The organism is Pseudomonas sp. WS 5079 (genome assembly GCF_012985465.1).
In the GTDB taxonomy this organism is placed as follows: Bacteria; Pseudomonadota; Gammaproteobacteria; order Pseudomonadales; family Pseudomonadaceae; genus Aquipseudomonas.
In genome coordinates, this window is record NZ_JAAQWN010000008.1 from 56,738 (window position 1) to 81,709 (window position 24,972).

Annotated in this window: 25 protein-coding genes and 2 pseudogenes; 16 read left to right on the top strand and 11 right to left on the bottom strand. The window is 60.7% G+C overall.

What is annotated here, in order from left to right:
- Positions 1-50: 50 nt before the first annotated feature.
- Entirely contained in the window at positions 51-593 is a 543-nt protein-coding gene (locus HBO05_RS20965) for an exonuclease domain-containing protein (protein ID WP_169952571.1), read from the top strand.
- 48 nt (positions 594-641) lie between these two features.
- Positions 642-926 carry a pyrimidine/purine nucleoside phosphorylase gene (locus HBO05_RS20970; RefSeq protein ID WP_169952573.1) on the top strand — a complete coding sequence of 95 codons (285 nt, stop codon included), beginning with the start codon at positions 642-644 and terminating at the stop codon, positions 924-926.
- A 63-nt stretch (positions 927-989) separates the two neighbouring features.
- On the opposite strand, the gene HBO05_RS20975 is transcribed toward HBO05_RS20970, so the two are convergent.
- Together HBO05_RS20975 and HBO05_RS20980 are read right to left on the bottom strand one after the other, a co-directional pair.
- Entirely contained in the window at positions 990-1,796 is an 807-nt protein-coding gene (locus HBO05_RS20975; protein ID WP_172313942.1) for an MOSC domain-containing protein, read from the bottom strand.
- Between the two features lie 91 nt (positions 1,797-1,887).
- Positions 1,888-2,823: a chemotaxis protein CheV gene (locus HBO05_RS20980; protein ID WP_169952578.1), complete on the bottom strand. Its 936-nt coding sequence runs from the start codon at positions 2,821-2,823 to the stop codon at positions 1,888-1,890.
- A 551-nt stretch (positions 2,824-3,374) separates the two neighbouring features.
- Between HBO05_RS20980 and HBO05_RS20985 the strand changes: the two genes are divergently transcribed.
- From HBO05_RS20985 to HBO05_RS20995, 3 genes are all read left to right on the top strand, one after another.
- Complete coding sequence (locus tag HBO05_RS20985) at positions 3,375-3,824, top strand: hypothetical protein (protein WP_169952581.1); 450 nt, start codon at positions 3,375-3,377, stop codon at positions 3,822-3,824.
- 332 nt (positions 3,825-4,156) lie between these two features.
- On the top strand, positions 4,157-5,050 hold the full coding sequence (locus tag HBO05_RS20990) for a sensor histidine kinase (RefSeq protein ID WP_169952583.1): 894 nt from the start codon (positions 4,157-4,159) through the stop codon (positions 5,048-5,050).
- Positions 5,047-5,706 carry a response regulator transcription factor gene (locus tag HBO05_RS20995; RefSeq protein WP_169952586.1) on the top strand — a complete coding sequence of 220 codons (660 nt, stop codon included), beginning with the start codon at positions 5,047-5,049 and terminating at the stop codon, positions 5,704-5,706. Before HBO05_RS20990 ends, HBO05_RS20995 begins: the two co-directional genes overlap by 4 nt.
- Here HBO05_RS20995 and yegS read toward each other — a convergent pair.
- The 3 genes and pseudogenes from yegS to moaB all read right to left on the bottom strand — a co-directional run.
- Positions 5,668-6,592 (bottom strand): annotated as a pseudogene (gene yegS / locus HBO05_RS21000) (lipid kinase YegS); the annotation flags it as partial. The gene HBO05_RS20995 and the pseudogene yegS overlap by 39 nt on opposite strands.
- An 87-nt stretch (positions 6,593-6,679) precedes the next feature.
- Positions 6,680-7,906 (bottom strand): gephyrin-like molybdotransferase Glp, encoded by a 1,227-nt coding sequence (glp, locus tag HBO05_RS21005; protein ID WP_169952592.1) that lies wholly within the window; start codon positions 7,904-7,906, stop codon positions 6,680-6,682.
- Complete coding sequence (gene moaB, locus HBO05_RS21010) at positions 7,890-8,429, bottom strand: molybdenum cofactor biosynthesis protein B (protein WP_029298095.1); 540 nt, start codon at positions 8,427-8,429, stop codon at positions 7,890-7,892. Before moaB ends, glp begins: the two co-directional genes overlap by 17 nt.
- A gap of 76 nt (positions 8,430-8,505) precedes the next feature.
- Here moaB and mobA point away from each other — a divergent pair, with 76 nt between their 5' ends.
- Both mobA and HBO05_RS21020 read left to right on the top strand, forming a co-directional pair.
- Positions 8,506-9,108, top strand: coding sequence for a molybdenum cofactor guanylyltransferase MobA (gene mobA, locus HBO05_RS21015; protein ID WP_170058942.1), 603 nt, complete (start codon positions 8,506-8,508; stop codon positions 9,106-9,108).
- A gap of 81 nt (positions 9,109-9,189) precedes the next feature.
- Entirely contained in the window at positions 9,190-9,411 is a 222-nt protein-coding gene (locus HBO05_RS21020; RefSeq protein ID WP_029298091.1) for a YgdI/YgdR family lipoprotein, read from the top strand.
- A gap of 68 nt (positions 9,412-9,479) precedes the next feature.
- Here HBO05_RS21020 and HBO05_RS21025 read toward each other — a convergent pair whose 3' ends face one another.
- The 3 genes from HBO05_RS21025 to HBO05_RS21035 form a co-directional block, all read right to left on the bottom strand.
- Positions 9,480-10,370, bottom strand: a complete 891-nt coding sequence (locus tag HBO05_RS21025; protein ID WP_172313944.1) for a pseudouridine synthase — start codon at positions 10,368-10,370, stop codon at positions 9,480-9,482.
- A 48-nt stretch (positions 10,371-10,418) separates the two neighbouring features.
- Positions 10,419-10,754: a transcriptional regulator gene (locus HBO05_RS21030; RefSeq protein ID WP_169952600.1), complete on the bottom strand. Its 336-nt coding sequence runs from the start codon at positions 10,752-10,754 to the stop codon at positions 10,419-10,421.
- 75 nt (positions 10,755-10,829) lie between these two features.
- Positions 10,830-11,066 carry a glutaredoxin family protein gene (locus HBO05_RS21035; RefSeq protein ID WP_169952603.1) on the bottom strand — a complete coding sequence of 79 codons (237 nt, stop codon included), beginning with the start codon at positions 11,064-11,066 and terminating at the stop codon, positions 10,830-10,832.
- A gap of 148 nt (positions 11,067-11,214) precedes the next feature.
- Between HBO05_RS21035 and HBO05_RS21040 the strand changes: the two genes are divergently transcribed.
- Complete coding sequence (locus tag HBO05_RS21040; protein WP_172313946.1) at positions 11,215-12,951, top strand: monovalent cation:proton antiporter-2 (CPA2) family protein; 1,737 nt, start codon at positions 11,215-11,217, stop codon at positions 12,949-12,951.
- Here the strand turns inward: HBO05_RS21040 and HBO05_RS21045 are convergent.
- Positions 12,938-14,146, bottom strand: coding sequence for an ammonium transporter (locus tag HBO05_RS21045; protein WP_172313948.1), 1,209 nt, complete (start codon positions 14,144-14,146; stop codon positions 12,938-12,940). The two genes, HBO05_RS21040 and HBO05_RS21045, sit on opposite strands and share 14 nt — an antisense overlap.
- Positions 14,147-14,501: 355 nt before the next feature.
- On the opposite strand from HBO05_RS21045, the gene HBO05_RS21050 reads away from it, so the two are divergent.
- From HBO05_RS21050 to HBO05_RS21085, 8 genes and pseudogenes are all read left to right on the top strand, one after another.
- Entirely contained in the window at positions 14,502-14,816 is a 315-nt protein-coding gene (locus HBO05_RS21050; RefSeq protein WP_029298079.1) for a YqjD family protein, read from the top strand.
- A 2-nt stretch (positions 14,817-14,818) separates the two neighbouring features.
- Entirely contained in the window at positions 14,819-15,205 is a 387-nt protein-coding gene (locus HBO05_RS21055) for a phage holin family protein (protein ID WP_169952610.1), read from the top strand.
- Positions 15,202-15,543 carry a hypothetical protein gene (locus HBO05_RS21060; RefSeq protein ID WP_170042825.1) on the top strand — a complete coding sequence of 114 codons (342 nt, stop codon included), beginning with the start codon at positions 15,202-15,204 and terminating at the stop codon, positions 15,541-15,543. The genes HBO05_RS21055 and HBO05_RS21060 overlap by 4 nt, the downstream gene beginning before the upstream one ends.
- Before the next feature lie 94 nt (positions 15,544-15,637).
- Positions 15,638-16,801: an EAL domain-containing protein gene (locus HBO05_RS21065; protein ID WP_170042824.1), complete on the top strand. Its 1,164-nt coding sequence runs from the start codon at positions 15,638-15,640 to the stop codon at positions 16,799-16,801.
- A 72-nt stretch (positions 16,802-16,873) separates the two neighbouring features.
- Positions 16,874-18,205 (top strand): deoxyguanosinetriphosphate triphosphohydrolase, encoded by a 1,332-nt coding sequence (locus HBO05_RS21070; protein WP_169952616.1) that lies wholly within the window; start codon positions 16,874-16,876, stop codon positions 18,203-18,205.
- 247 nt (positions 18,206-18,452) lie between these two features.
- Complete coding sequence (locus tag HBO05_RS21075; protein ID WP_169952618.1) at positions 18,453-18,854, top strand: response regulator; 402 nt, start codon at positions 18,453-18,455, stop codon at positions 18,852-18,854.
- 355 nt (positions 18,855-19,209) lie between these two features.
- A complete protein-coding gene (locus HBO05_RS21080) occupies positions 19,210-19,836 on the top strand; it encodes a response regulator transcription factor (protein WP_169952620.1) in 627 nt (208 codons plus the stop codon).
- Between the two features lie 8 nt (positions 19,837-19,844).
- Positions 19,845-23,467: pseudogene (locus HBO05_RS21085) on the top strand (transporter substrate-binding domain-containing protein).
- Between the two features lie 99 nt (positions 23,468-23,566).
- Here the strand turns inward: HBO05_RS21085 and HBO05_RS21090 are convergent.
- Together HBO05_RS21090 and HBO05_RS21095 are read right to left on the bottom strand one after the other, a co-directional pair.
- Positions 23,567-24,049 carry a GAF domain-containing protein gene (locus HBO05_RS21090; RefSeq protein WP_172313950.1) on the bottom strand — a complete coding sequence of 161 codons (483 nt, stop codon included), beginning with the start codon at positions 24,047-24,049 and terminating at the stop codon, positions 23,567-23,569.
- The gene (locus tag HBO05_RS21095) at positions 24,046-24,936 is read right to left on the bottom strand and encodes an ATP-binding protein (RefSeq protein ID WP_170042821.1); all 891 of its coding nucleotides are present in this window, start codon (positions 24,934-24,936) and stop codon (positions 24,046-24,048) included. Before HBO05_RS21095 ends, HBO05_RS21090 begins: the two co-directional genes overlap by 4 nt.
- Positions 24,937-24,972 lie beyond the last annotated feature (36 nt).

Consider the following 24,972-nt stretch of genomic DNA (forward strand, 5'->3'; position numbering starts at 1 on the left):
CTTGGCTACGCTCTATCCCCATCAGAAAGGGATGAGTACGGGAACCTGCGATGCCTGATTGGCTGATTATTGATCTTGAAGCCACAACGGATGACGGCGGCTGGCCCGTGTCAGAGATGGAAATCATTGAGATCGGCGTGAGCCTGGTCAACCGCCAGGGCCGCGAGCTGGACCATTTCCAGCGCTTCGTGCGGCCCTTGCGCCGGCCGTTGTTGACGCCGTTCTGCCGCCAGTTGACGCACATCAGCCAGGCCAATATCGACAGCGCGGCGCCCTTGACCGAGGTCTGGCCACTGTTTGAGCGCTGGCTGGGCCAGCATCATCCGCGCCTGGAAAGCTGGGCCAGTTGGGGTGACTATGATCGCCAGCAACTGGAACTGGAGTGGCAGCGCCATGGCCTGGCCAGCGTGCTGGCCCAGACGCCCCATGTGAACCTCAAGCAACGCTTCGCCAAGGCCCGGCGCCTGGACAAGCCATTGGGGCTCAATGGCGCCCTGCAACTGGCGGGCATGCAGTTCAACGGCCAGCAACACCGGGCACTGGAAGATGCGCGCAATACGGCGCGTTTGCTGCCGTTGATTTTGCCCGTGTAGAAGGCATACTGGCCGACCTTTCTTGCCCCTTTTTTCGAGGATTCACCCATGTTCAAAGTCAATGAGTACTTCGACGGCACCGTCAAGTCGATCGCCTTCGGCACCCCAGAAGGTCCGGCGACCATCGGCGTCATGGCCCCGGGTGAATACGAGTTCGGCACCGCCCAGCGTGAAATCATGCACGTGGTCTCGGGCGCGCTGACCGTCAAGCTGCCAGGCAGCGACAGTTGGGAAACCTTCGCCGCCGGCAGCCAGTTCAATGTGCCTGCCGACAGCAAGTTCCAGCTCAAGGTGGCTGTAGACACCGCCTACCTGTGCGAATACCGCGGCTAAGCCTTTCCCGCGCACAAAAAAATGCCCGTCTCGCTGAGACGGGCATTTTTCATGGGGCCTGGGTTATTCGAGGATCGTCACCGGCATACCGACTTCCAGGTGGCCCACCCCGTCATTGACCAGGTTCTGGCCGAACATCACGCCATCGGGCTCCTTGCGGTAGGTTTCCAGGGTCGCCAGCGGCTGGCGGTCGGCGCTGCGCTCACCCGTTGCCGGGTCGATGGTGGTGAGGATGCACCGCGAGCAGGACTTGACCACCCGGAACTCCACCTCCCCGATGCGCAGGCGCTTCCAGCCGTCCTCGGCAAAGGCCTCACTGCCTTCGATCACCAGGTTGGGGCGAAAGCGCAGCATTTCCATGGGCCGGCCGATGCGCTGCGACAAGTCGTCGAGGGACGCCTGGCCGATCAGCAATAGCGGGAAACCGTCGGCGAATGCCACCTGGTCATCATCCTTGCCATAGCCGGCCGCCGTAGTGCGCGCGCGCTCCAGGGGCACCTGCACCAGGCGGGTCGGTTTGCCGATAAAGTCGCTGACCCAGCGCGCGGCTTCATCGCCGGCATCGGGAACCCGCAGGGTGTCGCGCCAGATGGTCACACCGCGCAACTCGGCGTCAGCGCCGGGCAATGCCACGTCCAGGGTGGGCTGGCCAGCAGCACTCAAGGTCAGGCCTCCAGCGCCGTTCCAGAGGGCCGACAACTGGCTCATCTGCGCTGCCGCGCGCTGGGTCAGGAAGCGCCCGCTGGCCTCGTCCACCAACATCCAGCGTCGATCCCCGTCCAGCCCCAGTTTATCCAGGCCGATATGCGCCAAGGTCTCTGCCTTGCCCGACTTCAAGGGGTACCGATACAACGCGCTGAGACGAAGCATGAGCCTGGGTTCCTGTGAACAAAAACGTCACCCTATACGAGCACGCTGCCAGAATCAAAACTTCCCCGGTCGGCAACGTGGCCAGAAGGTATCAGGCTGGGACTTCGTCCAGCATCAGGCGCTGGCGCACCACATCCACCAACTTGTCGGGCTGGAATTTGGAGAGGAAGTTGTCGCAACCGACCTTCTTCACCATCGAATCGTTGAAGCTGCCGGACAACGAGGTATGCAACACCACATAGAGGCCACGCAGGCGCGGGTCGTTGCGGATCTCGGTGGTCAGGCGGTAGCCGTCCATCTCGGGCATTTCGGCGTCGGTGAAGATCATCAGCAACTTGTCGGTCATTACCTGGCCGGTGTCCGCCCACGCCTTGAGCATGTTCAAGGCCTTGAGGCCATCACTGGCGATATGCATCTTCACCCCCAGTTGACCCAGGGTGTCACGCAGTTGCGACAGGGCCACGTTGGAGTCATCCACCAGCAACACTTCGCGGCCACGGGCACGTTCGAGGACCGGGTCCTCGAGTTTTTCCCGGGAGACCTTGGCGTTGTAGGGCACGATCTCGGCGAGGACTTTTTCCACGTCGATGATTTCTACCAACTGCTCATCCACCTTGCTGATGGCCGTGAGGTAATGCTGGCGACCGGCGCTGGCCGGCGGAGGCAGGATCGACTCCCAGGTCATGTTGACGATGCGGTCGACGCCGCCCACCAGGAAGGCCTGCACCGAGCGGTTGTACTCGGTAACGATAATGGTGCTGTTGGGCCCCGGCACCAGCGGACGCATGCCGATGGCCTGGGACAGGTCGATCACCGGCAGGGTCTGGCCGCGCAGGTTGACCACGCCGCAGACAAACGGGTGGCGCTGTGGCATCAGGGTCAGCTTGGGCAACTGCAGGACTTCCTGCACCTTGAACACGTTGATCGCGAACAACTGACGCCCGGCCAGGCGAAACATGAGGATCTCCAGGCGATTCTCACCCACCAATTGCGTGCGTTGATCTACCGTGTCGAGAATGCCAGCCATTGAAGACTCCTGGGTGTGCTGAAAGATTTGCTGCCTACTGGAGAAGGTTATCGGCAGACGGCGCCAGACCTTGACCCTGGGTAAAATGCCACGTAAATGCATTGATGTCACACTGACATCATGCTTTACTGGCATCACCTCCCATCCGGGAGTCAAGCGGCGCCGCCAGACCCTCAAACGGTCACAAGGTTCCGTCATATAGGGGATTCCCCTAGTCGCAATCAGGTCCAACCTGATATTCGCAATATCCAATAGCCATTAATGTGACGCCATTCTCATTGCATGAATGGAGTCAGGCTTTTGTTTGCTATCGCAAGCCCGCGGCCCAAGGGCCTTCCAGGCGTTATCGCCTGGGCAATCGAAGTCATGCGAACACCCCTGGTTGTTTCCACTGCACGCAGCGCCAGCCATCGCGACGCTGATCACTCAAATAAAAGTACTACTCAAAATTCAGAAACGAACTACAGATTCCGGTCATATTTCGGCGCTAGTTTGAAGCCGTTGCTACGGTGCTACATCTCATTATCTGACCGTATGTTGTGGAGACTTTCATGATGAACGACGGTAAAGAGTGGCAAGACGCACTTCCCGAGTTCCTCCTGGAGGCAGAAATGCTGCTGGCCAAGTCAGAGGAATGCCTGAGCCACCTGCATTTGATCCGCAACGATAACGACGCCATCGATTGCATGAAAAGCAGCTTGGTCAAACTTGCCGAAAAAGCCGATGCCATGGCGCTGCCAGCCATTGGCAATTTTTCCCGGCACATCCAGGACCTGATCAGCAACGCCCAAAGCCCGATGCAACTCCACGACGCGGCACTTGCCGCCCTGCATGACTGCCTGACGCTACTGGCCTGGCAGTTGGAATTGATCGATATCAAGACCGGTAAACTCAGCCTGGATGACGCCGAGCAAACCATCTTGATTGAAACCGTTGCCCAGCAGATTCCCCAGAAGGACGCTGGCACGCACTTTCGCCAATCCTTGCACTGCGCCTCCTAAACCTTTCGTGCGATTAAGCCAGGCCGCCAGCGGGCGACCAACTAAGTCTGCGGAAGGTATTTAGCCAGCCAACTATCAATAAGCCTGTATTGGTAATAACGATGCAAGTCTCGTTTAATAGTACAACTTGAGCTCGCTGAACTAAGTACTGCACAGGCGACCAACGGTAATTGTTGGTGGTACTATTACCGCGCTCGACGTGGCTGCCCCAGATGTAAGAAAATCCGAGAAGCCCCTCGAACCAACACCCAACTCACTCGCTTTCCAAACAGAGCCCGGCCAGCGGTCATGACCGGTCTACCCGCAGCGAACCTCCATCGGCTCCATCTGCTATGTACGCCAGCCCCAAGTCACTTATCGCCAGGTTCGTCTCCCCGGGCACTACCCGTTGGGTCACGCTTGGCCTGTGCCTGTGCGCGACCCTGGTCAGCCTGTGGGTGTATGCCCACGAAGCGCCGCTGCCGATATTTTTGCTGCTGCTCAACCTCGCCGCCCTGGCCGCAGCGGGCCTGCAGCGATGGCGCTCGCGTAAATCGATCAAGTTCCAGCCCCAGGAGTTGGCCGACCGCCTGTTGCAGGTCCAGGAAAACGAGCGTCATCGCCTCAGCCGCGAATTGCACGACGATATCGGCCAATTGCTGACCGCCGCCAAGCTGCAAAGCGATTGGCTGCAGCGCCGCCTCCCGAAAGAATTGCAGGAACAGTGCGGCGTACTGTGCAACACCCTCAACGAAACCCTGGCCAAAGTGCGCGACGTGTCGGCCATTCTCAACCCACGGCAACTCACCAGCCTGGGCCTGGAAGCGAGCCTGCGCGCGCACCTGCTCAAGACCCTGGAAAACACCCCGGTGCACTGGAGCCTGGAATGCCAGCAACGCCTGACCGGGATTCCGGAAGAGATGGCCGTGGCAGCCTTCCGTATTACCCAGGAGGCCGTGACCAACATGCTGCGCCACGCCCAGGCGCGCAACCTGCTGGTGCGCCTGCGACGCTTGCCCCAGGGGCTCTCGCTGTTTATCAGCGATGACGGCCAGGGCTTCTCGCCCGCCACCGACCCAGGCCTTGCAGGGCAAAGCGGGATGGCGGGCATGTCCGAGCGCATTGATCAACTGGGCGGCCTGCTGACGGTCAATAGCCAACCCGGCTTTGGCACGCGGATCGAAGCGCTGTTCCCCTGGGCGCCGCGCACCCTCGAGCGGGCCAGTCCCCCTAAGGTTCTAGAGTGACCTGCAATTTACTCCTGGTAGATGACCACGCACTGATCCGCGCCGGCGTGCGCGCGCTGATCCTCGACATCCCCGGCTATGCGGTGATTGGCGAAGCCAACGACGGCGCGCAAGTGCTCGCACAATTCGACGCCTTGCAGCCCGATATCGTCCTGCTGGATTTGTCGATGAAGCACACCAGCGGCCTGGATGCGCTGCAGCAACTCAAGCACGCCTACCCCAAGAGCAAGGTGCTGATCCTTTCGATGCACACCGACCCGCAATTGATCATGCGGGCCCTGGAGGCCGGTGCCCACGGCTACCTGCTCAAGGACACCACCGCCAATGAGCTGGAACACGCGCTGCTGGCACTGCGCAACAACGAGCGCTACCTGAGCCCGGCGATCGCCCACACGGTGATCAACCAGGCCTTGATCCACAGCCAGTCCCACCCGGCACCTCCTACACAGCGCCACAACCTGACGGCACGCCAGCTGGAAATCCTGCGCCTGATCGTGCGCGGCAAGTCCACCCGGGAAATCGCCCACGGCCTGGGCCTGAGTATCAAGACCGTGGAAGCCCACCGCTCGCAGATCATGAAGCGCTTGCAGATTTTCGATGTGGCCGGCCTGGTGCTGTTTGCCGTGCGCGAACAAATCATCAGCCTGGACGATTAGCCAGCAACGGCGAATCCACCGGCAAGTGCACCTGCAAGGCCTTGGGCAAGGCGCAAAAACGCAGGTCATCGCCTTTGAGCGGCTCGCCATCGAGGTTGATGTCCAACCCTTCGGCCACCTTGATCTCCACCCACGGCAGGCGTGCCCGTACGAACAGGTTGTCCAGGCCCCAGCCGTCGGTCATCAGGCTGCGCAAGGTGCCGACCACTTCCTGGGGCGCGGGCAGGATGCTGATATCCAGCAGGCCATCATCGGCCAGGGCGCCCGGGCACAGCTCATGCCCGCCCCCGGCCTGGCGACCGTTGCCGATGCCCAGGGCCAGCAACTCGCCGCGCCAATGGAAGTCCGGGCCCACCAGTTCCCCATAGGCGGCCCGCAGCTCGCTGAAACGCGACAGGCCGGTGAACAGATAGGCCGCGCCACCCAATACCTTTTTCAGGTCTTCGGAGGTGTTGGCGGTAACCTGGCTGCCAAAGCCGCCGGTGGCCATATTGAGGAACACCTGCCCGCCCACCTCCCCCAGGTCGATGGCTTGCGGCGCCACGTCCAGCAGCTCCAGCGCCAGGCGCGGCTCCAGCGGCACCCCGGCCGCCCGGGCGAAGTCATTGGCGGTGCCCAGGGGCATCAGCACCAGGCTGGCGTCAGTCTTGGCGCGTGCCATGGCCTCGGCCACGTCGCGCAAGGTGCCGTCGCCGCCGCCCGCGATCAGGCGTGTGTAGCCGGCATCCAGGGCTTCACCTACCAGGCGCTGGGCATCGCCGCCCTCCCAGGTGACACGCACCGCCAGCTCCCACCCCTGCTCGCGCTTGCCTTGCACTGCCGCCCGCACGTCTTCGTTGAGGGCTTGCTTGCCGTGCAGAATCAACAGTGCCTTGGGTTTGCTCATGGGGTGAAGCTCCTATCTTTGGAGGGGACCTGAGGGATGTTGACCTTCAGCAGTCAGAAAAAAGCCATTGGGCTGTAAATTAATTCTTCAGCCCAACACTTCACTCAGGGGAATGAAATTCACCCGGTCACCGATGGCCAAGGTGCTGCCCTCCCGTACTTCCACCAAACCCTCGGCCCAGGCGGCGCTGCGCAATACACCAGAACTCTGGTTCTGGTAGATCACCGCCCGCCCTTGCTCCAGGCGCCCGCGCAGGTATTCGCGACGGTTGCCCGGCTTGGCCCAGACGAACCCTACCGGCACCTCGAAACGCAGGGGCTGCACCACCTCGACCCCCTGGCGGCGCAACAGGTATGGCCGTGCCAACAGGGCGAACGTGACCAGGGTGGACGCCGGGTTCCCCGGCAGACCGATCACCGGCACGCCGCGAAAGTGGCCGAAAGTCAGCGGTTTGCCAGGCTTGATCGCCAGCTTCCACAAGGCCAGTTCGCCCTCCTCGCGCAGTGCGATACCGAGGAAATCCGCCTCTCCCACCGAGACCCCGCCGGTGGACAAAATCAGGTCCACCGAACCCAGTGCGCCGAGGCGGGTACGGGTCAGTTCCAGGTCATCGGGCAGGATACCCGCGTCGATCACCTCGCAACCCAGGCGTTGCAACCAGCTGCACAACACCCGCCGGTTACTGTTGTAGATCTGCCCCGGCCCCAACGGCAGGCCGGGCTCGATCAATTCATCGCCCGTCGACAGCACCGCCACACGCACGCGCCGCACCACCGCCAGGCGGTCGCGCCCCAGGGAGGCCGCCAGGCCCAGTTCAATCGGGCCGAGCCGCGTACCCGCCGTCAGGACTTCTTCGCCGACCGTAGTCTCCTGGCCCTTGGGCCGGATGTTTTGCCCTACGTGCAGCGCCTGGGTGAAGCGCACGCGCTGGTCGGCTTGCACCTCGGCGTTTTCCTGCATTTCTACGCAGTCGGCGCCTTGCGGGACCGGGGCGCCGGTGAAGATCCGCGCGCAGGTCCCCGCCGCCAGGGGCTCCGGGGCTTGCCCGGCGAAAATACGCTGGCTCACCGGCAGCGGCTCACCCGTCCAATCGGCAGTGCGCAAGGCGTAGCCGTCCATCGCACTGTTGGGCCAGGGCGGCAGGTCAAGGGTGGAGACCAGCGCCTCGGCCAATACGCGCCCGTCGCACTCAGCCAATGGCAGGTATTGCTGCTCACGGATTGGCGCGGCCTCGGCCATGTTCAACAAGCGCTCAAGTGCTTCTTCTACCGGCATCAACGCGCCGGTCTTGCCCGGCTTATCCACGGGATTCACACGGTTCGGCCAGCTTGAGGTGCGGCACAAAATTGCACGGGCGATGGCGGGCATCCAGTTGTTCGGCGAGAATCCCGTCCCAACCGGTACGCACCGCGTTGGTGGAGCCCGGCAGGCAGCACACCAGGGTGCCATTGGCCAGGCCGGCCAGGGCGCGGGACTGCACGGTGGAGGTGCCGATATCGGCCACCGAGATCTGCCGGAACAGCTCGCCAAACCCATCCACCTGCTTGTCCAGCAGGCAACTGACAGCTTCCGGGGTGCTGTCGCGGCCGGTAAAGCCGGTACCGCCGGTGATCAACACCACTTGCACCACGTCCTCGGCGATCCAGTGCGCCACTTGCGCACGGATTTTGTAGAGGTCATCTTTGAGCAGTACCCGCTCGGCCAGGCGGTGGCCGGCCGCGAGCAGGCGGTCAACGAAGACTTGCCCGGAGGTATCGGTTTCCAGGGTGCGGGTATCGCTGACGGTCAGTACAGCGATGTTAAGAGGTACGAAAGGCGCATCAGCCTTGGCTTTCATGGCTCGGTCCGGTTGTCTAAGAAACAGCCCGATGTTATATCACAGGCCCCTATTTCACTGCCTGCGCGGAGCCGTCATGCCATTCAATTCTTCGCCCCTGCCCTGCTCGATCCTGTTGCTGGCCGGCGGTCGCGGCCAGCGCATGGGCGGCCTGGACAAGGGCCTGCTCGACTGGCACGGGCAACCGCTGATTGCTCACCTGCACCAGTTGGTGCGGCCGTTGACCGATGACTTGATCATCTCCTGCAACCGCAACCAGGTGCAGTACGCCGCCTATGCCGACCAGTTGGTAAGCGACGACAGTCCGGACTTCCCGGGCCCCTTGGCCGGTATCCGCGCCGGGCTGACCGCCGCGCGCCATGAACATCTATTGATCTTGCCCTGTGATGTGCCGCACATCGATGGGCAGTTGCTGGCAGACCTGCTCGACACCGCACGGCAACACCCACAGGTGCCGGTGATGATCCGCCATGGCGAGTTCTGGGAGCCTTTGCTCTGCGTCATACCGACGCGCCTGCGCGGTGATGTGGAGCGCGCCTGGCAGGCTGCAGAGCGCAGCCCGCGCCAGATCCTGCTGAAACTGGGGGCAAAGGCGCTCGAATGCGCCGAAAACGATCCGCGCCTGGCCAACCTCAATACACCAGAGTTGTTGCACCCACGCCCCGGCGTGTCAGAATGAGTGCTAGAACAAGGAACTTTGCCGACGTTGCACACGTCACAAGGTCAGAACTCAACACAGCATTACTCTCGGAGAAGACTCATGACTCAACGGACCATCGCCGCTCTCATGCTTGCACTGGGCCTTGCCACCCTCGCCGGTTGCGCCTCGCCAACAGTGATCACCCTGAATGACGGTCGCGAAATCCAGGCTGTCGACACCCCTAAATTCGATCAGGATTCGGGCTTCTACGAATTCGAACAACTGGATGGCAAGCGTACCCGCATCAACAAGGATCAGGTTCGCACCGTTAAAGACCTGTAAGTCTTAACGCCAGATACAACAAAGCCCGCTTTTGAGCGGGCTTTGTTGTATCTGGCGCGTGGGAAATATCACCAGTCCAGCACGATTCTGCTGCTGAAACTGCGCTGCTCGCCGGTTACCGGGTCGATAAACCGTACACCCTGGGCCAGCAACTTGAGCGGGTTGGCGTAGTCATCCACGGCATCCTTGATGACCTCGGGATAAAACGGGTCGTTGCAGATGCTCGCGCCCAGCGCCGTCATATGTACGCGCAGTTGATGCTTCTTGCCGGTCACCGGAAACAGGCCATAGCGCCACAGGTCGCCGTTTTTTTCGCGCACCTGCACCGCCGTTTCCGTGTTGCTTGCACCGGGCCCTTCCTGCATGCGGAAGAACGGTTCGCCCTCCACCAGGCGACTCTTGTGCACCAGCGGGAATGTCAGCGCAGGCAAGGCAGGGGCAATGGCTTCGTAGATTTTATCGATCTGGCGGGTGGGGAACAGTTGCTGATACGCCGAGCGGCTTTGCGGGTTGGCCGAGAACAACACCAGCCCTGCGGTATGGCGATCAATGCGATGCAGCGGCACCAGCGACGGGTTATCCAGGCGGCGGATCAGGCGGCGCAGTAAAGTCTGCTCGACATATTCGCCGGCGGGCGTCACTGGCAGGAAGTGCGGCTTGTCGACCACCACCAGATGCTCATCGGCGTACAGGATGGTTTCCTGCACCGGGATCGGCTTTTCATCCGGCACTTCGCGAAAGTAGTGGATGCGCAAGCCTTCCTTGTAGGCCAGGTCCACGCCGATGGGCTGGCCGTTGCCATCCAGCACCCGGCCACGGGCGATGCGGTCCAGCCACTGCTCGCGGCCGATGGCGCGAAAATGCTCGCACAGGCAATCGAGTACCGTCACCCAGGGGCCAGGCGGCAGGTACAAGGTACTGGCTTGGTTCTGGGCAGCGGAAAAACCGGTATCGGACATGCGTACGCTCAAGGCCTGGAAACAAAGGGGGCATTATCCCCCAGAAGCTCAAGCCCTGACCAATTCGGCCCGCAACACCGGCGAAGCACTGGCAGCCTCGGTGAATTCCTTGAGCCAGCGCAGCACGTCCACCGCCTCCCAGCGGCCAGGGTCGTACAAGGCGTACAGCAAGCCCTGGTATCCCACCACGTCCAGTTGCTTGTGATAACCGGCGCGCTGGAACAATGCTTCGATTTCGGCAAAGCAGGTATTGAAATGCACTTTGTTGAACGGCGTCTTGCCTTCCGTGACCAGGCCATCGAGCCGCAGCTCATTCACAGCATCGCGCACGACGTCGACGGACATGCGGTTGACGCTGCTTTTCAGTTGTTCGACATTCACCACGGGCGTTCCCTCTCACTCAATCGCTGTACAAACATACAGTAACCGAATAATCAGCAACCTGCCATGGGGATGGCGCTAGATTAGAAAGGCGACCACCTGTTCAGTGTCGAACGGCCAACCCAGTTCCGCCCCGGTATCCACCCGGCGCAGCACCGGAATACTTAGGCCGTAGGCTTCGAACAGCGCTTCGGAATCAGCGATATCCACCAACTCGACCAACAGCCCATGTTCGACCAACGGCATGATTTCATCTTCGGCAAGCTCACACAGATGGCAGCCCAGGGTGCCGAACAACTGGCATTCAGGAGGCATGATGTACAGACCCGATAAGAAACAGGTCCTCATTCTAGGCCGCGGGAAAAACCTCGTCGAGTCATGCCAAAGACCTGATCCAGATCACCATGGCCTATAACTGATTCAGCGATTCTCGCGGCTTTTTTCCTGCAACACCCCGACGGAGATGTCTGTGTTTGCCAACCTGCTGATCATTCTTGCCTCATCCCTGGTCGTCATTGCACTGTTCCGCCGGCTGCAACTGCCGCCGGTGCTCGGCTACCTGTGCGTGGGCCTGGCCGTCGGGCCAACCGCCCTGGACTGGGTCAATGACAGCGAAGACCTGCCAGACCTCGCCGAACTGGGCGTGGTGTTCCTGCTGTTTTCCCTGGGCCTGGAGTTTTCCCTGTCCAAGATGCTCAGCCTGCGCCGGGTGGTGTTTGGCCTCGGCAGCCTGCAAGTGTTGTGCTGCGCCGTGGTGCTGGGCGCCTTGCTGCTGTTGATGGGCATGTCGCCGGTGGCCGCATTGCTGCTGGGGGCAGGGCTCGCGCTGTCATCCACCGCGATTGTGAGCAAGGAGCTGACCAGCCTGGGGGAGATTTTCAGTAGCCATGGGCAAAACGCAATAGGCGTGCTGTTGTTCCAGGACGTGGTCGCGGTGCTGTTGCTGACCCTGGTGCCGGTGTTCGCCGGCAGCAGCGAGCAGGCCTGGTATTGGGCTCTGCCGCTGACCCTGGGCAAGACCGTGGTGCTGTTCCTCGGCCTGCTGCTTGCAAGCCGTTGGCTGCTGCCGCGCCTGTTCCACGAAGTGGCCGCCTCGCATTCGGCGGAGCTGTTCGTACTGCTGGCCCTGGTGATCGTGCTACTCACGGCCTGGCTCACGCACCTGCTGGGCCTGTCGCCAGCCCTCGGCGCGTTCCTGGCGGGCATGCTGCTGGGGGAAAGCCATTACCGGCACCAGATCGAAGCGGATATCCGACCGTTTCGCGACATTCTCCTGGGGCTGTTCTTTGTCAGTATCGGCATGCTGATCGACTTGCAGCTGTTCATCAGCCACAGCCTGCAGATCCTCGGGCTGACCCTGGCGCTGATGTTGATCAAGGGCTGCATCGTCGCCGCGCTGGTCAAGCTGCGCGGCAGCGACAGCGAAACCGCCTGGCGCAGTGGCCTGGCGCTGGCCCAGGGCGGCGAGTTCTGCTTTGCGCTGATGGCGCAGATGCAATTGAGCAATATGCTGCCCGGCGAAATCAGCAGCCTGCTACTGGCAGCGACGTTCTGCTCCATGCTGCTCACGCCCTTGCTGCTGCGGGCCGCGCCCGCGATCGCGCTGCGCCTGCATCGCAAACCCAACCAGCAAGTGCAACTGGAGGCCATCACCGCGCTCAATGCTGAGCTACGCGGGCATGTGGTGATCTGCGGCTATGGCCGGGTCGGTCAATCCATCGGGCGCTTCCTGCGCCGTGAACAACAAGCGTTCATTGCCCTGGACGATGACCCCGAGCGCGTGCAGGAAGCCGCCACCGAGGACAGCAGCGTGCATTATGGTGATTGCCGGCGCGGTGCCCTGCTCAGCGCCGTCGGCCTGGAGCGCGCGCGCCTGGTGGTGATTGCCGTGGACAATAGCGACGTGGCCCTGGCGGTGCTCAAGGAAGCACGGCGGATCAACCATAAAGTGCCGATCCTGGTGCGCACCCGCGACGACAGCCAGCTGACTGAACTGAAAGCCGCCGGGGCCAGTGAAGTGGTGCCCGAGCTACTGGAGTCAAGCCTGATGCTCGCCTCGCACGCGATGATCATGCTCGGCCTGCCCGACCAGCAGGTGCGCGACCGGGTCGACGAAGTGCGGCGCAACCGCTACCGCTTGCTCCACGGCTTCTACCAGCACACCGACGACAACCGTGCAGCCCCGATCAATCCTGACTGACGGCGCCAATCTTATGGATCGACAAGTCCGCGCCGTAGTACTCCTCTTCCTGGCTCAAGCGCAGGCCGCAGATACGCTTGAGCACGCCGTACACCAGCAACCCGCCAGCCAGGGCCAACACCACTCCCAGGGCGGTGCCGATCAACTGGCTGATCAGGCTTACGCCGCCCAACCCACCCAAGGCGCTCTGGCCGAAAATCCCGCAGGCAATCCCGCCCCACACGCCACACAGGCCATGCAGCGGCCAGACACCCAGCACATCATCGATCTTCCACCGGTCCTGGGCCGCGATAAAGCACCAGACGAACAAGCCGCCAGCCACCACACCGGTAACCAGCGCGCCCACCGGATGCATCAGGTCGGAGCCCGCGCAGATCGCCACCAGCCCGGCCAACGGGCCGTTGTGCAGGAAGCCTGGGTCATTTCGCCCGATCACCAGTGCCGCCACGGTGCCGCCCACCATGGCCATCAGCGAATTGACCGCCACCAACCCGCTCACCCCGGACAAGGTCTGCGCGCTCATGACGTTGAAACCGAACCAGCCGACGATCAATATCCACGAACCCAGCGCCAGGAACGGGATGCTCGAAGGCGCGAACGCCACCAGGCGCCCATCGCGATAGCGGCCCTGGCGTGGGCCCAGCAGCAACACCGCCGCCAGCGCCAGCCAACCACCCATGGCGTGCACCACCACGGAACCGGCAAAGTCGTGGAACGTCGCACCAAAGGTCGCCAGCAACCAGGCTTGCAGGCCGAAGTTGCCATTCCACACCATGCCCTCGAAAAACGGGTAGATGAACGCCACGATCAACGCCGTGGCGCACAGCTGTGGAACAAAGCGCGCCCGCTCGGCAATCCCCCCGGAGATGATCGCCGGGATGGCCGCTGCGAAGGTCAGCAGGAAGAAGAACTTCACCAGGCCGTAGCCATGGTCGGCACTGAGCACCGCGGCCGGCTGCATAAAGCTGACCCCATAAGAGATCCAATAGCCTATAAAGAAATAGGCCAGGGTCGAGACCGCAAAGTCACTGAGGATTTTCGACAACGCGTTGACCTGGTTCTTCTGCCGTACCGTCCCGACTTCCAGGAACGCGAAGCCGGCATGCATCGCCAGGACCATCACCGCGCCGATCAGAATAAACAGCGTATTGGAGCTGTGGACCAAGGTGTCCACCGCGCTTTGCACATTTTCCATGGGGATTGGCAGGCCTGCAGTTGAGGAAAAAGCACCAAAGCAGTTCATCGCCCTACGATCGCGCACTAAATTGGCACTGCGTGCTCTACCCTTCTACAGAGGATATGAACCGCTTTGGCGCGACGACTGTTGAAGACAGCAATGACTTGCGGGTTTTTCCACGGGTTTTAGTGATTTAGGGTAAGGTTTTTCAAGGCTTTGGCCGAAACCGCCCGCATTGCGCGCAAACCTTTGGGCTGGCGCACCATGGCAAAGCAAAAGCTGTACCAGACAATTGCAGTGAACCTTCAGCAATGCCGGCGACTCTCAAGCAAAACCCCGTTCAAGCACCAGACAGCCACTCACGGAGATAACCATGGCCAGAAAAACGGCGAAGACTGCTCAAGAAATACTGATGGAAGATTTCCAGACCCTGGTCAGCGACACCGAAAAGCTGCTGGATGACACCGCGATTCTGGCCGGTGACCAGGCTGATGAACTGCGCTCGAAGATCCACGACAGCCTGCTGCAGGCCCGGGAAACCCTGAAATTGACCGAAGATTCCCTGCGCGAACGCGGCAAGGCGGCGGTCACCGCCACCGAGGACTATGTACAGGCCAACCCTTGGCAATCCGTTGGCATCGCTGCCGGCGTGGGCTTTCTGATCGGCCTGCTGGCTACAAGGCGCTAATCATGTCTATCGGCGAAACCGGCTCGTCCACGGGCCCAAGTTCCTCATCGCGGCGCCTCGGCGCGGCTGTCCTGGGCTTGCTGCACAGCCATGTCGAGCTGTTCGGCATCGAGTTGCAGGAACAGAAGGCACGCACCGTCAGCCTGCTGCTGTTTGCCGGACTGGCATTGGTGTTCGCCCTGTTGCTGCTGGTGGGGTTGTCGGCGCTGGTCATGATCCTGGTCTGGGATACCTATCGCCTGACCGGGATCATCAGCCTATGCGTGTTTTACGTACTCGCCGCAGCGTTCTGCGGGTTGCGCTTGAAGGCCGCGGTGTTCGATGAATCCACGCCTTTCCACGCCACCCTCGAAGAGTTGGCCAACGACCGGGAGCGCCTGCTGCCATGAGCCTGACTGAACTGCCGCAAACCAATTCCCGGCGGGAAATGCGCAAGGCCTTGATCCGCCTGCGCATGGAAATGCACCGCCAGGAAATTCGCCACGAGTCCCAGCAATTGCTGCTGCCCTTGCAAAAAGTGCGCAACCTGGGCCAAAGCTGGCAGGACGGGTTCGGGATCAAGCATGCGCCGCTGTGGGGCGTCGCCGCTGTGACCCTGCTGGGATTCTTCACCGGCAAAGGCGCCAAGGGTGGCAGCATCGGCACCATGACCCGCCTGGTAAGGCTTGGTGCAGGGCTGATCCCCTTGATCAAGCTCGCGATGCAGGGTGCCTCCCGCAAGTCCTGAGACAATTGGCTGCATTCTTGCAAACGGATCAGGCCCGGTTCCCTCCCTACAGGTACCGGGCTTTTTTCATGCCGAAGCACCCTAAGGAGGCTCTGTGATTGACGGGCAACCGCTCGCCTGTTTCCAACCATTTATCGACACCGCCACCGGGCGCATTGCCGGGGTGGAAGCACTGGGCCGCCTGCGCCAGGCAGATGGTCAACTGCACTCGGTCGGCCCCCTGTTCGCCGATGCCCGCACGCCCACTTCGGCGCTGCGGCGCCTGGATCGCAAGATCCGCGACAACGCCCTGAGCCGCCTGCATGAGGCGCCTGAAGACTGGTTCCTGAGCCTCAATATCTCGCCACGCTGGATCACCCTGCTGCGACCGGGTCAAGCCCTGCCCAGCCTGAAACAGCTACAAGCCCATGACGTCGATCCAAAGCGCATCGTGTTTGAGATCACCGAATTGGGAGGCGACAGCCAGCGCCTGGCCGAGGTCGTCGCCCGCTACCGCGAGGCGGGAGCGCGGATTGCCATTGATGACTTTGGTGCCGGGTATTCCCAACTGGATCGGGTCCTTGCCCTGCGCCCGGATATCCTCAAGCTGGATATGCGCCTGTTCCAGGCAGCGGCCCTCGGCGGACCCAGCGGTGAGGTGGTGCGCGCCCTGGCGCAAATGGCGGAAAAAACCGGATGCTGGATCATTGCCGAAGGCGTGGAAACCGAAGCGCAACTGCGCTTTGCCCTTGAATGTGGCGCGCGGTATGTCCAGGGCTACCTGTTTGCCCAGGCGCAACTGGAGTGGTTCGCCGCCGACGCATTCGTCCCGCGTTTCGCCGTGCTGCGCCAGGCTTACGTGCAGCACAAACTGGCCGAGCGCGGGCGGATCATGCTGCTGCGCCAGCAACTGATCGAACTGATGCAGATCCTGCAGGGCTGGGCGCTGGCCCAGGAGCCTCTCAGTCAATTGCCCTGGCTGCCGGGCTTTCCCCGGCTGCTGCGGTTTTATCAGTGCGATCGCCACGGCACCCAACTGACCCCCAACTTCGAGTGGCGCCAGGATGCCTGGCAAGCCGACAGCCACTACCTGGGCCACAACTGGTCATGGCGCCCTTACTTCTATCACCTGCTGGCCGAAGGCTGGGAGGAACGCCGCTTGATTCTGTCCAGTACCTACCGCGATGCCACGACCAATCAATACTGCCTGACAGCAGGACAATTCTTCGATAACGGTCAGCGCCTGCTGTTAATCGATATTGACGCCGCCGGCCTGTAGTTTTTCGCTTGCTCCAGGCCCGCCGAACCGGGAAGCTGGGGGTCGACATTCATCCCACGGAGAGCCCTCGCCTTGGATTGGCCTACCCTGCTTACCCGCGAACGCCTTGGAAAACCGCTGCACAGCCCAGAAGAGCTGGGCCGCAGCCCGTTTCACAAAGACCATGACCGGATCATCTTCTCCGGGGCCTTTAGGCGCCTGGGCCGCAAGACCCAGGTCCATCCGGTGACCAGCAACGATCATATCCACACCCGGCTGACCCATTCGCTGGAAGTCAGTTGCGTGGGGCGCTCCCTGGGCATGCGCGTCGGCGAAACCATTCGCAGCGCCCTGCCTGACTGGTGCGACCCCAGCGACCTGGGCATGGTGGTGCAATCGGCCTGCCTGGCCCATGACATCGGCAACCCGCCGTTCGGCCATTCCGGCGAAGATGCGATCCGCCACTGGTTCCAGCAGGCAGCCGGCCGTGGCTGGCTGGACGACATGAGCAGCGCCGAGCGCAATGACTTCCTCAATTTCGAAGGCAACGCGCAAGGGTTCCGCGTGCTGACGCAATTGGAATATCACCAGTTCGACGGCGGTACGCGCCTGACCTACGCCACCCTGGGCACCTACCTCAAATACCCATGGACCGCCCGCCACGCCGACTCCCTGGGCTACAAGAAACACAAGTTCGGCTGCTACCAGAGTGAATTGCCGATCCTTGAACAGATCGCCCAGAAACTCGGCCTGCCGCAACTCGAGGAACAACGCTGGGCACGCCACCCACTGGTGTACCTGATGGAGGCCGCCGACGACATCTGCTACGCCTTGATCGACCTGGAAGACGGCCTGGAGATGGACTTGCTGGAGTACGCCGAGGTCGAGTCGCTGCTGCTGAACCTGGTGGGCGATGACCTGCCGGAAACCTACCGGCAACTGGGGCCCCAGGACTCCAGGCGACGCAAACTCGCGATCCTGCGGGGCAAGGCCATCGAGCACCTGACCAACGCCGCCGCGCGGGCGTTCGTCGAGCAACAGCAGGCGCTACTGGCCGGGACCTTGCAAGGCGACCTGGTGGAACATATGCATGGCCCGGCCAAACGTTGTGTACTGAATGCCAAGGACATGGCACGCAAGAAAATCTTCCAGGACAAGCGCAAGACCCTGCATGAGATCGGCGCCTACACCACCCTGGAGATCCTGCTGAACACCTTCTGCGGCGCTGCCCTGGAACAGCATGGCGGCCGTACTCCATCCTTCAAGAATCGACGCGTCCTGGATTTGCTGGGCAACAGCGCACCCCATCCTGACTGGCCGCTGCATCGCTCATTCCTGCGCATGATCGACTTCATCGCCGGCATGACCGATAGCTACGCCAGTGAGATGGCCCGGGAAATGACCGGGCGCTCCTACCCTCAATGAGCCATGGCCCAGGCAGGTTTTCCTGCCTGGGCGCTTGCCTCGAAGAATCGACCTACGCAAGCACCAGAGCAGCCTGATCGAATTTGCCCCAACACCCGATGAATAATCACCCCTCTCTTATCCACCCCAGCGCTCAGCTCCTACATTCACGCAAACCCAAGATAGCCCGACGTCTTGCTCACAGGGCAAACAGACACAGGCACTGGCTGGCATCTTTGCGCCTACAGCTACTTCCACGGAACTTCCTATGCCCGAACGACAATTGCGCATCCTGCTGGTGGAAGATCACCCGTTTCAACTCCTGGCCATTCAGTGCCTGCTCAAGAGTTTCGGCTACGACCAACTGACACCCGCCGCAAATGCCGAGCAGGCAATCAAGTTGATGCGTACAACCGAGGTCCCCTTCGACGTGATGTTATGTGACCAATGCCTGCCCGACCTCACCGGGTTGGAGCTGGTGGAGATAGCCAGCCATGCAGGCTTTGTCAAAAGTGCTGTATTGCTAAGTGGCCTGCCCGCCCTCGAACTGGAATATTTGAAAACCCTGGCAATACAACGTGACTTGCGCCTGCTTGGATATTTGGCTAAGCCCTTGAACAAAGAAGCCTGGATCGAATTGATCAACCAATCAGCGCTAGCCCACGACTAACGAGTCCCCATCTGGCATTTACCCCCAAATCACCCGGCAAAGCTGAAGTACCCTACTGCATCAACATACCGAGAGCTGCCAAAGTAACTTTTCAAAATTTAACGTAGGACATTAAACGCATTCACAAATGAAATATCGCCCCCATCCCTCTTACAAATAACACTGCACAGCTTTCAAACCTTTCACCTAGGAAACTCTTACAACACGGCCAACAAAGCCTTAGCGCGTTGTAGTCCAATACCTTTTTTATGGTAGGAATTTTCCTGTTTTATATCTGCTCAGCCTTCCCTTCATGCTCCTACCCTACCTTCTGAGCTAATGTGCGCGCTTATTTTCACTAGTATGGAATTGGCTCATGAATACAGTCTTTATTATTGACGACCACCCGGTTATTCGACTTGCAATCCGAATGTTGCTGGAACATGAAGGTTACAAAGTTGTCGGCGAAACAGATAACGGTTGTGATGCAATACAAATGGTCCGCGAATGTCTGCCAGACCTCATCATACTTGATATCAGCATCCCCAAGCTCGACGGACTGGAGGTTCTCTGCAGGTTCAATGCAATGAGTACTCCAATGAAAACGTTGATTCTGACCGCCCAGTCCCCGACACTTTTTGCCACACGCTGCATGCGTTCAGGAGCCGATGGTTATGTCTGCAAAGAAGGTGATCTGAGTGAACTACTAAGTGCCATCAGGGCTGTACTTTCAGGTTACAACTATTTCCCAAGTCAAGCATTGAACACCACCGGCGCCGAACTCGGCGAAAATGAAGAACTGAATCTTTTCAAGTCAGTCAATGACCGAGAACTTATGGTCTTACAACTTTTTGCACAAGGCCGTACAAACAAGGAGATTGCCAAAGGTATGTTCCTCAGCAATAAAACGGTCAGCACTTATAAAAAACGACTAATGCAAAAACTCAAGGCCAAGTCCTTGGTAGAACTTATCGAGATGGCAAAACGCAACGCGTTAGTGTGAGAAACAGGATGCCAAGGCGTTTAAAGGACTATCTAATCATTTTGAGTGCCGGGCTGTGCTTGAGTACAGCCGTGTCAGCCACTCAAACCGCTCCAGAACGCTACTCATTGCTGAGTCGTGCCGGTACCGTTCAGTTGGACACCCAACTGAACCCCACGCAGCGCCAATGGCTACAAAACAAACGTGAGTTGGTGCTGGGAACCTCGACACCCGACTACCCGCCCTTCGACATAACCGCCAGCGGCCACGATTACGAAGGTATTACTGCCGACTACGCGGGGATCCTGGCCAAAGCCCTGGCATTGCCCGTCACGGTGTTGCGCTACCCCTCGCGGGAGGCGGCCATCCAGGCGCTGGAAGACGGGAAAATCGACTTGCTGGGCAGCGCCAACGGATTTGAAGCGAGCAACGCCGACATTGTCCTGTCAACGCCCTACGCGGTCGACCAGCCGGTACTGGTCACCCGTGACGCAGAAACCCGCCCGCTCAATGACGGGCTGGCGGGCATGCGCTTGAGCCTTGTCTACCACTACCTGCCGCTAAAGGACGTCGAAGCGCTGTACCCGAATGCGATCATCCAGGTCTATCCGTCTTATTTGAATGCGCTGAACGCCGTGGCCTTCGACCAGGCCGACGTGTTCCTCGGCGATACTATTTCCACCCATTACATGATCAACAAGGGCTACCTGAAGAACATCCGCATGGCCACTTTCGGCAAGCACGAAGCCTACGGCTTCAGCTTTGCCATACACCGCAACCAGCAAACCCTGCTGGGCATCGTCGATGCGGTCCTGGCAGGCGTAGGGACCTACGAGCGGGAAAACATCGCCAAACGCTGGAGTGCGGGTAGCGATATCCTGTTGACCGACCACAAGCTGCAGTTGAGCCAACGTGAAGAGCGCTGGCTTAAGGACCACCCGGTGGTAAAAGTGGTCATCAACGGAACCCTCGCGCCACTGACGTTCATCGATTCCGACGGCCAGTTGCGTGGCATGACCGCTGACCTGCTGGAGTTGATACGGCTACGCACGGGCTTGCACCTGGAGTTCCAGAACACCCGCAACGTCAACCAAATGATCGAGCAGGTCGAAAACGGCAACGCCGATATTATTGCCGCCATCAGTCCCAGCCGCGAACGCGAAGCCAAGCTCGACTTCAGCCGTCCCTACCTGCAGAACTCCTACGTTCTACTGACACGCAAGGAGCCTGGAGCGCCCTCGACTCTTGAGCAACTAGCGGGAAAAAACTCGCGATCACCGAAGGCAACCCCTTGGTGGACTATCTGCGCCGGGAGTATTCGCAGATCACCCTGGTGGAGGCCAGCGATACCTTCAAGGCCTCGGAAATGCTGGCCCAGGGGCATGTGGATGGGGCCGTCAACTCATTGGTTATTGCCAACTACTTCCTCTCATCTCATTTCTTCCAGGGCCAATTGCAGATCAGTTCGAGTATCGGTACACAACTGGCCTCGTTCTCCCTGGCCACCTCACGCAGCGCCACCGAACTGGCCTCGATCCTCGACAAAGCACTGCTGAGCATCGCGCCGGATGAACTTGGGGTGATCAACAACCGCTGGCGTGGCTACACAGCCGCATCCGACAGCTACTGGCGCAACTACCACCGCTTGATTATCCAGATCATCAGCGCCGCCGGGCTGCTGCTGCTTACATCCCTGGCCTGGAACGGCTATATGCGCCGGCAAATCAAGCACCGGCAGATGGCAGAGCGGGCCCTGAGCGATCAATACGAGTTCATGCGTGCCCTGGTCAATGAAACCCCGCACCCGATCTACGTGCGCGATCGCAACGGTTTGCTGCAGACCTGCAATGACAGTTACCTGCAGGTCTTCGGCGTCAAGCGCGAGGAGGTCATCGGCAAGAGTGTCATGCAGAGCAGCCTGGCCAGCGAGGCGCAAGCCAACCAGTATCATGCCGACTATCTGCGGGTGGTGGCCGAAGGCAAGCCGCTGATCGTTGACCGCCCGCTGCATATTCGCGGGCAACACCTGACGATCTACCACTGGATCCTGCCTTACCGTAACTCCGTTGGTGAGGTCCAGGGCATCATCGGCGGCTGGATCGACATCAGCGAACGTCGCCAATTGTTCGATGACCTGCGCGCAGCCAAGGACCGCGCCGATGAGGCCAATCGCGCGAAAAGCACGTTCCTGGCAACCATGAGCCATGAGATCCGCACCCCCATGAACGCGGTGATCGGCATGCTGGAGTTGACCCTCAAGCGTGCCGACCACGGGCACCTGGACCGCCCGGCCATCGAGGTGGCCTACAACTCGGCCAAGGACTTGCTGGAGTTGATTGGCGATATTCTCGACATCGCGCGCATCGAGTCGGGCCGCCTGAGCCTGACGCCGGAGCGCGTCAACCTGCGCGAACTGATCGAGTCGGTAGTGCGGGTGTTCGATGGCCTGGCACGCCAGAAGAATCTCAACCTGCTGTTGGCGTTCAATCCCGGCGTCGACGAGCGTGACGTACAGATCGATCCGCTGCGCTTCAAGCAGATCCTCTCCAACCTGGTGAGCAATGCCATCAAGTTCACCGAACAGGGCGAGGTAAAGATCAAGGTGGATATCCAGGCCACCGGGCAGCCGCAGCAAATCCAGATGAAACTGGTGGTCGAGGACACCGGCATCGGTATCAGCCGCGACGACCAGCAACGCCTGTTCGAACCTTTTTCCCAAGCCGACAATTCCGGGCACCTGGCCAGGAGCGGCGCGGGTCTTGGACTGGTGATCTGTCGCAGCCTGTGCGAGATGATGGGCGGGCAACTGGCCTTGAGCAGCGTGCCCAGTGTCGGCACCCAGGTATTTGTCTCGCTGCAGATGACCAGCCTGGCACCTGCCTACCCGCTGATCGAGTTCAAGCCTGCGCCCCAGGATGCGGCGGCAATCCTGAATGTGCTGGTGGTGGACGACCATCCGGCCAACCGCCTGCTCATGTGCCAGCAACTGGGCTTCCTCGGGCACCGGTTCACCGCGGTCCAGCACGGCGCGGCGGGGTTCCAGGCCTGGCGCCAGGAACACTTCGACCTGATCATCGCCGACTGCAACATGCCGGTCATGAATGGCTATGAGCTGGCCCGTGCGATCCGTGAACATGAACAACGGGAAAACATGCCGCCCTGCATCATCCTGGGCTTCACCGCCAATGCCCAGCCGGAGGAAAAACAGCGCTGCCGGGATGCGGGGATGAGTGACTGCCTGTTCAAGCCCATCAGCCTTACGACACTGGAGCGCCACCTGGCCGAGATCACCCCGACGGCGCCAGCGCGGATCTTCGACCTCGATAGCCTGAACGCCCTGACTGGCGGAGATCCGTTGTTAAGCCGGCGCCTGCTGGAAGAACTGTTGAGCAGCAGCCGTCGTGATCGCGAGGAACTGATGGCATTGCTCGCACAAGGCGCTCACCAGGACCTGATCGACCAGGCCCATAAGATCAAGGGCGCCGCCAGGATCGTCCAGGCCCGCACGCTGGCCGAGCAATGCGAGATGCTGGAGCAGGCTGGCGAGGATGCGGATCGGGCCCAACTGGCCATCTGGGTCAAGGCCATCGAAAACGCCATGTGCGATCTTGAGCAAGTGCTGCAAGAGCAACTGGATACCCTCACCCTGTAGGAGCCGGTTTGCCGGCGATGGTCGCTAACGAAGACGTGGGGCACCTGACGCCCCCACGCCATCGCAGGCAAGCCAGCTCCCACAGGCAATGCAGCTCATTCAGCAGGCAGTCAACCGCAGAAAAATTGCCGCCAGCCGCTCAATGCCCGCCTGATCCTCTGGCCTGAAACGCTCCAGTTTCGGACTGTCTAGGTCCAGCACCCCAATCAACCTCCCATCCTTGACCAAGGGCACCACCAACTCGCTGTTGGACGCACTGTCGCAGGCAATATGCCCAGCAAACGCATGTACATCCTCCACCCGCTGGGTTTGCCGTGAAGCCGCCGCCGCACCACACACCCCTCGACCAAACGGAATCCGCACACAGGCGATCTGCCCCTGGAAAGGCCCGAGGACTAGTTCCTCATCACGGTTGAGATAAAAGCCCGCCCAGTTCAAGTCATCTAGCTGGTTGAACAGGAACGCCGAAAACTGCGCCGCGTTGGCGATAAAGTCACGCTCATCGGCCAGCAGCGATTCCAGTTGCGCACAAAGCATGGCGTAGCCATCAAGGCCGCTGCCCGCCTTCTGTAAATCGATCATGGCTGGCGCTCCAGCAATTTAAGGCCCACCCAGTACCGGGCGAATTGGTAGGCGCACCGGCCGTTGCGATTGCCGCGACCCGTGGCCCAGCGCACCGCAAGGATGTCGAGGGCTTCATCGCGCTGCCACGGCAAACCCGCCTTGTTCGCCAGCTCGCCGATCCAGTGCTCCACCACGTCCAGGAAGTGTTCCTGGGTGAACGGGTAGAACGACAACCACAGGCCAAAACGGTCGGACAAGGCGATCTTGTCTTCCACCGCCTCACTGGGATGCAACTCACCATCCACACGTTTCCAGTTGTCGTTGTCGCTCTGGTTTTCCGGCACCAGGTGACGACGGTTGGAGGTCGCGTACAGCAACACGTTTTCCGGGGCCTGCTCCAGCGAGCCGTCGAGCACGCTCTTGAGCACACGGTAGTCGCCTTCGCCAGCCTCGAACGAGAGGTCATCGCAGAACAGGATAAAACGCTGTGGCAGCTTGAGCAGTTGCTCGACCACACGCGGCAGGTCGGCCAGGTGGTCACGCTCGATTTCGATCAGGCGCAAGCCGGCCTTGGCATGCTGAGCCAGCAAGGCGCGGACCATCGACGATTTGCCCGTGCCACGCGACCCCCAGAGCAACGCATGGTTGGCGGGCAGGCCGTCGAGAAACTGCTGGGTATTGCGCGCCAATTGCTCGCGCTGTTTGTCGACACCGATCAGGTCGGACAGGCGCATATCCAGGCTGACTTCCAGGGGCAGCAAAAAGCCGCTGCGCCCCTCGCGCTGCCAGCGGGCCGCCAGGCAGTGGTTCCAGTCAACCGCCACGCGAGGTGCGGGCAAGAGGGGTTCCAGACGAGCAAGCACCGCATCGGCCCGCTCAAGAAAGGCATTCAATCGAGAATCCATGACTATTCCTGTGGCAAGTTCTTGAAAAAGATGGCG

What these genes read in the sequence shown, in the direction of transcription:
- HBO05_RS20965 (WP_169952571.1), top strand. Translation starts at nt 51, where the DNA reads ATGCCTGATTGGCTGATTATTGATCTTGAAGCCACAACGGATGACGGC.
- HBO05_RS20970 (WP_169952573.1), top strand. Translation starts at nt 642, where the DNA reads ATGTTCAAAGTCAATGAGTACTTCGACGGCACCGTCAAGTCGATCGCC.
- HBO05_RS20975 (WP_172313942.1), bottom strand. Translation starts at nt 1,796, where the DNA reads ATGCTTCGTCTCAGCGCGTTGTATCGGTACCCCTTGAAGTCGGGCAAG.
- HBO05_RS20980 (WP_169952578.1), bottom strand. Translation starts at nt 2,823, where the DNA reads ATGGCTGGCATTCTCGACACGGTAGATCAACGCACGCAATTGGTGGGT.
- HBO05_RS20985 (WP_169952581.1), top strand. Translation starts at nt 3,375, where the DNA reads ATGATGAACGACGGTAAAGAGTGGCAAGACGCACTTCCCGAGTTCCTC.
- HBO05_RS20990 (WP_169952583.1), top strand. Translation starts at nt 4,157, where the DNA reads ATGTACGCCAGCCCCAAGTCACTTATCGCCAGGTTCGTCTCCCCGGGC.
- moaB (WP_029298095.1), bottom strand. Translation starts at nt 8,429, where the DNA reads ATGAAAGCCAAGGCTGATGCGCCTTTCGTACCTCTTAACATCGCTGTA.
- mobA (WP_170058942.1), top strand. Translation starts at nt 8,506, where the DNA reads ATGCCATTCAATTCTTCGCCCCTGCCCTGCTCGATCCTGTTGCTGGCC.
- HBO05_RS21020 (WP_029298091.1), top strand. Translation starts at nt 9,190, where the DNA reads ATGACTCAACGGACCATCGCCGCTCTCATGCTTGCACTGGGCCTTGCC.
- HBO05_RS21025 (WP_172313944.1), bottom strand. Translation starts at nt 10,370, where the DNA reads ATGTCCGATACCGGTTTTTCCGCTGCCCAGAACCAAGCCAGTACCTTG.
- HBO05_RS21035 (WP_169952603.1), bottom strand. Translation starts at nt 11,066, where the DNA reads ATGCCTCCTGAATGCCAGTTGTTCGGCACCCTGGGCTGCCATCTGTGT.
- HBO05_RS21040 (WP_172313946.1), top strand. Translation starts at nt 11,215, where the DNA reads ATGTCTGTGTTTGCCAACCTGCTGATCATTCTTGCCTCATCCCTGGTC.
- HBO05_RS21045 (WP_172313948.1), bottom strand. Translation starts at nt 14,146, where the DNA reads ATGGAAAATGTGCAAAGCGCGGTGGACACCTTGGTCCACAGCTCCAAT.
- HBO05_RS21050 (WP_029298079.1), top strand. Translation starts at nt 14,502, where the DNA reads ATGGCCAGAAAAACGGCGAAGACTGCTCAAGAAATACTGATGGAAGAT.
- HBO05_RS21055 (WP_169952610.1), top strand. Translation starts at nt 14,819, where the DNA reads ATGTCTATCGGCGAAACCGGCTCGTCCACGGGCCCAAGTTCCTCATCG.
- HBO05_RS21060 (WP_170042825.1), top strand. Translation starts at nt 15,202, where the DNA reads ATGAGCCTGACTGAACTGCCGCAAACCAATTCCCGGCGGGAAATGCGC.
- HBO05_RS21075 (WP_169952618.1), top strand. Translation starts at nt 18,453, where the DNA reads ATGCCCGAACGACAATTGCGCATCCTGCTGGTGGAAGATCACCCGTTT.
- HBO05_RS21080 (WP_169952620.1), top strand. Translation starts at nt 19,210, where the DNA reads ATGAATACAGTCTTTATTATTGACGACCACCCGGTTATTCGACTTGCA.
- HBO05_RS21090 (WP_172313950.1), bottom strand. Translation starts at nt 24,049, where the DNA reads ATGATCGATTTACAGAAGGCGGGCAGCGGCCTTGATGGCTACGCCATG.
- HBO05_RS21095 (WP_170042821.1), bottom strand. Translation starts at nt 24,936, where the DNA reads ATGGATTCTCGATTGAATGCCTTTCTTGAGCGGGCCGATGCGGTGCTT.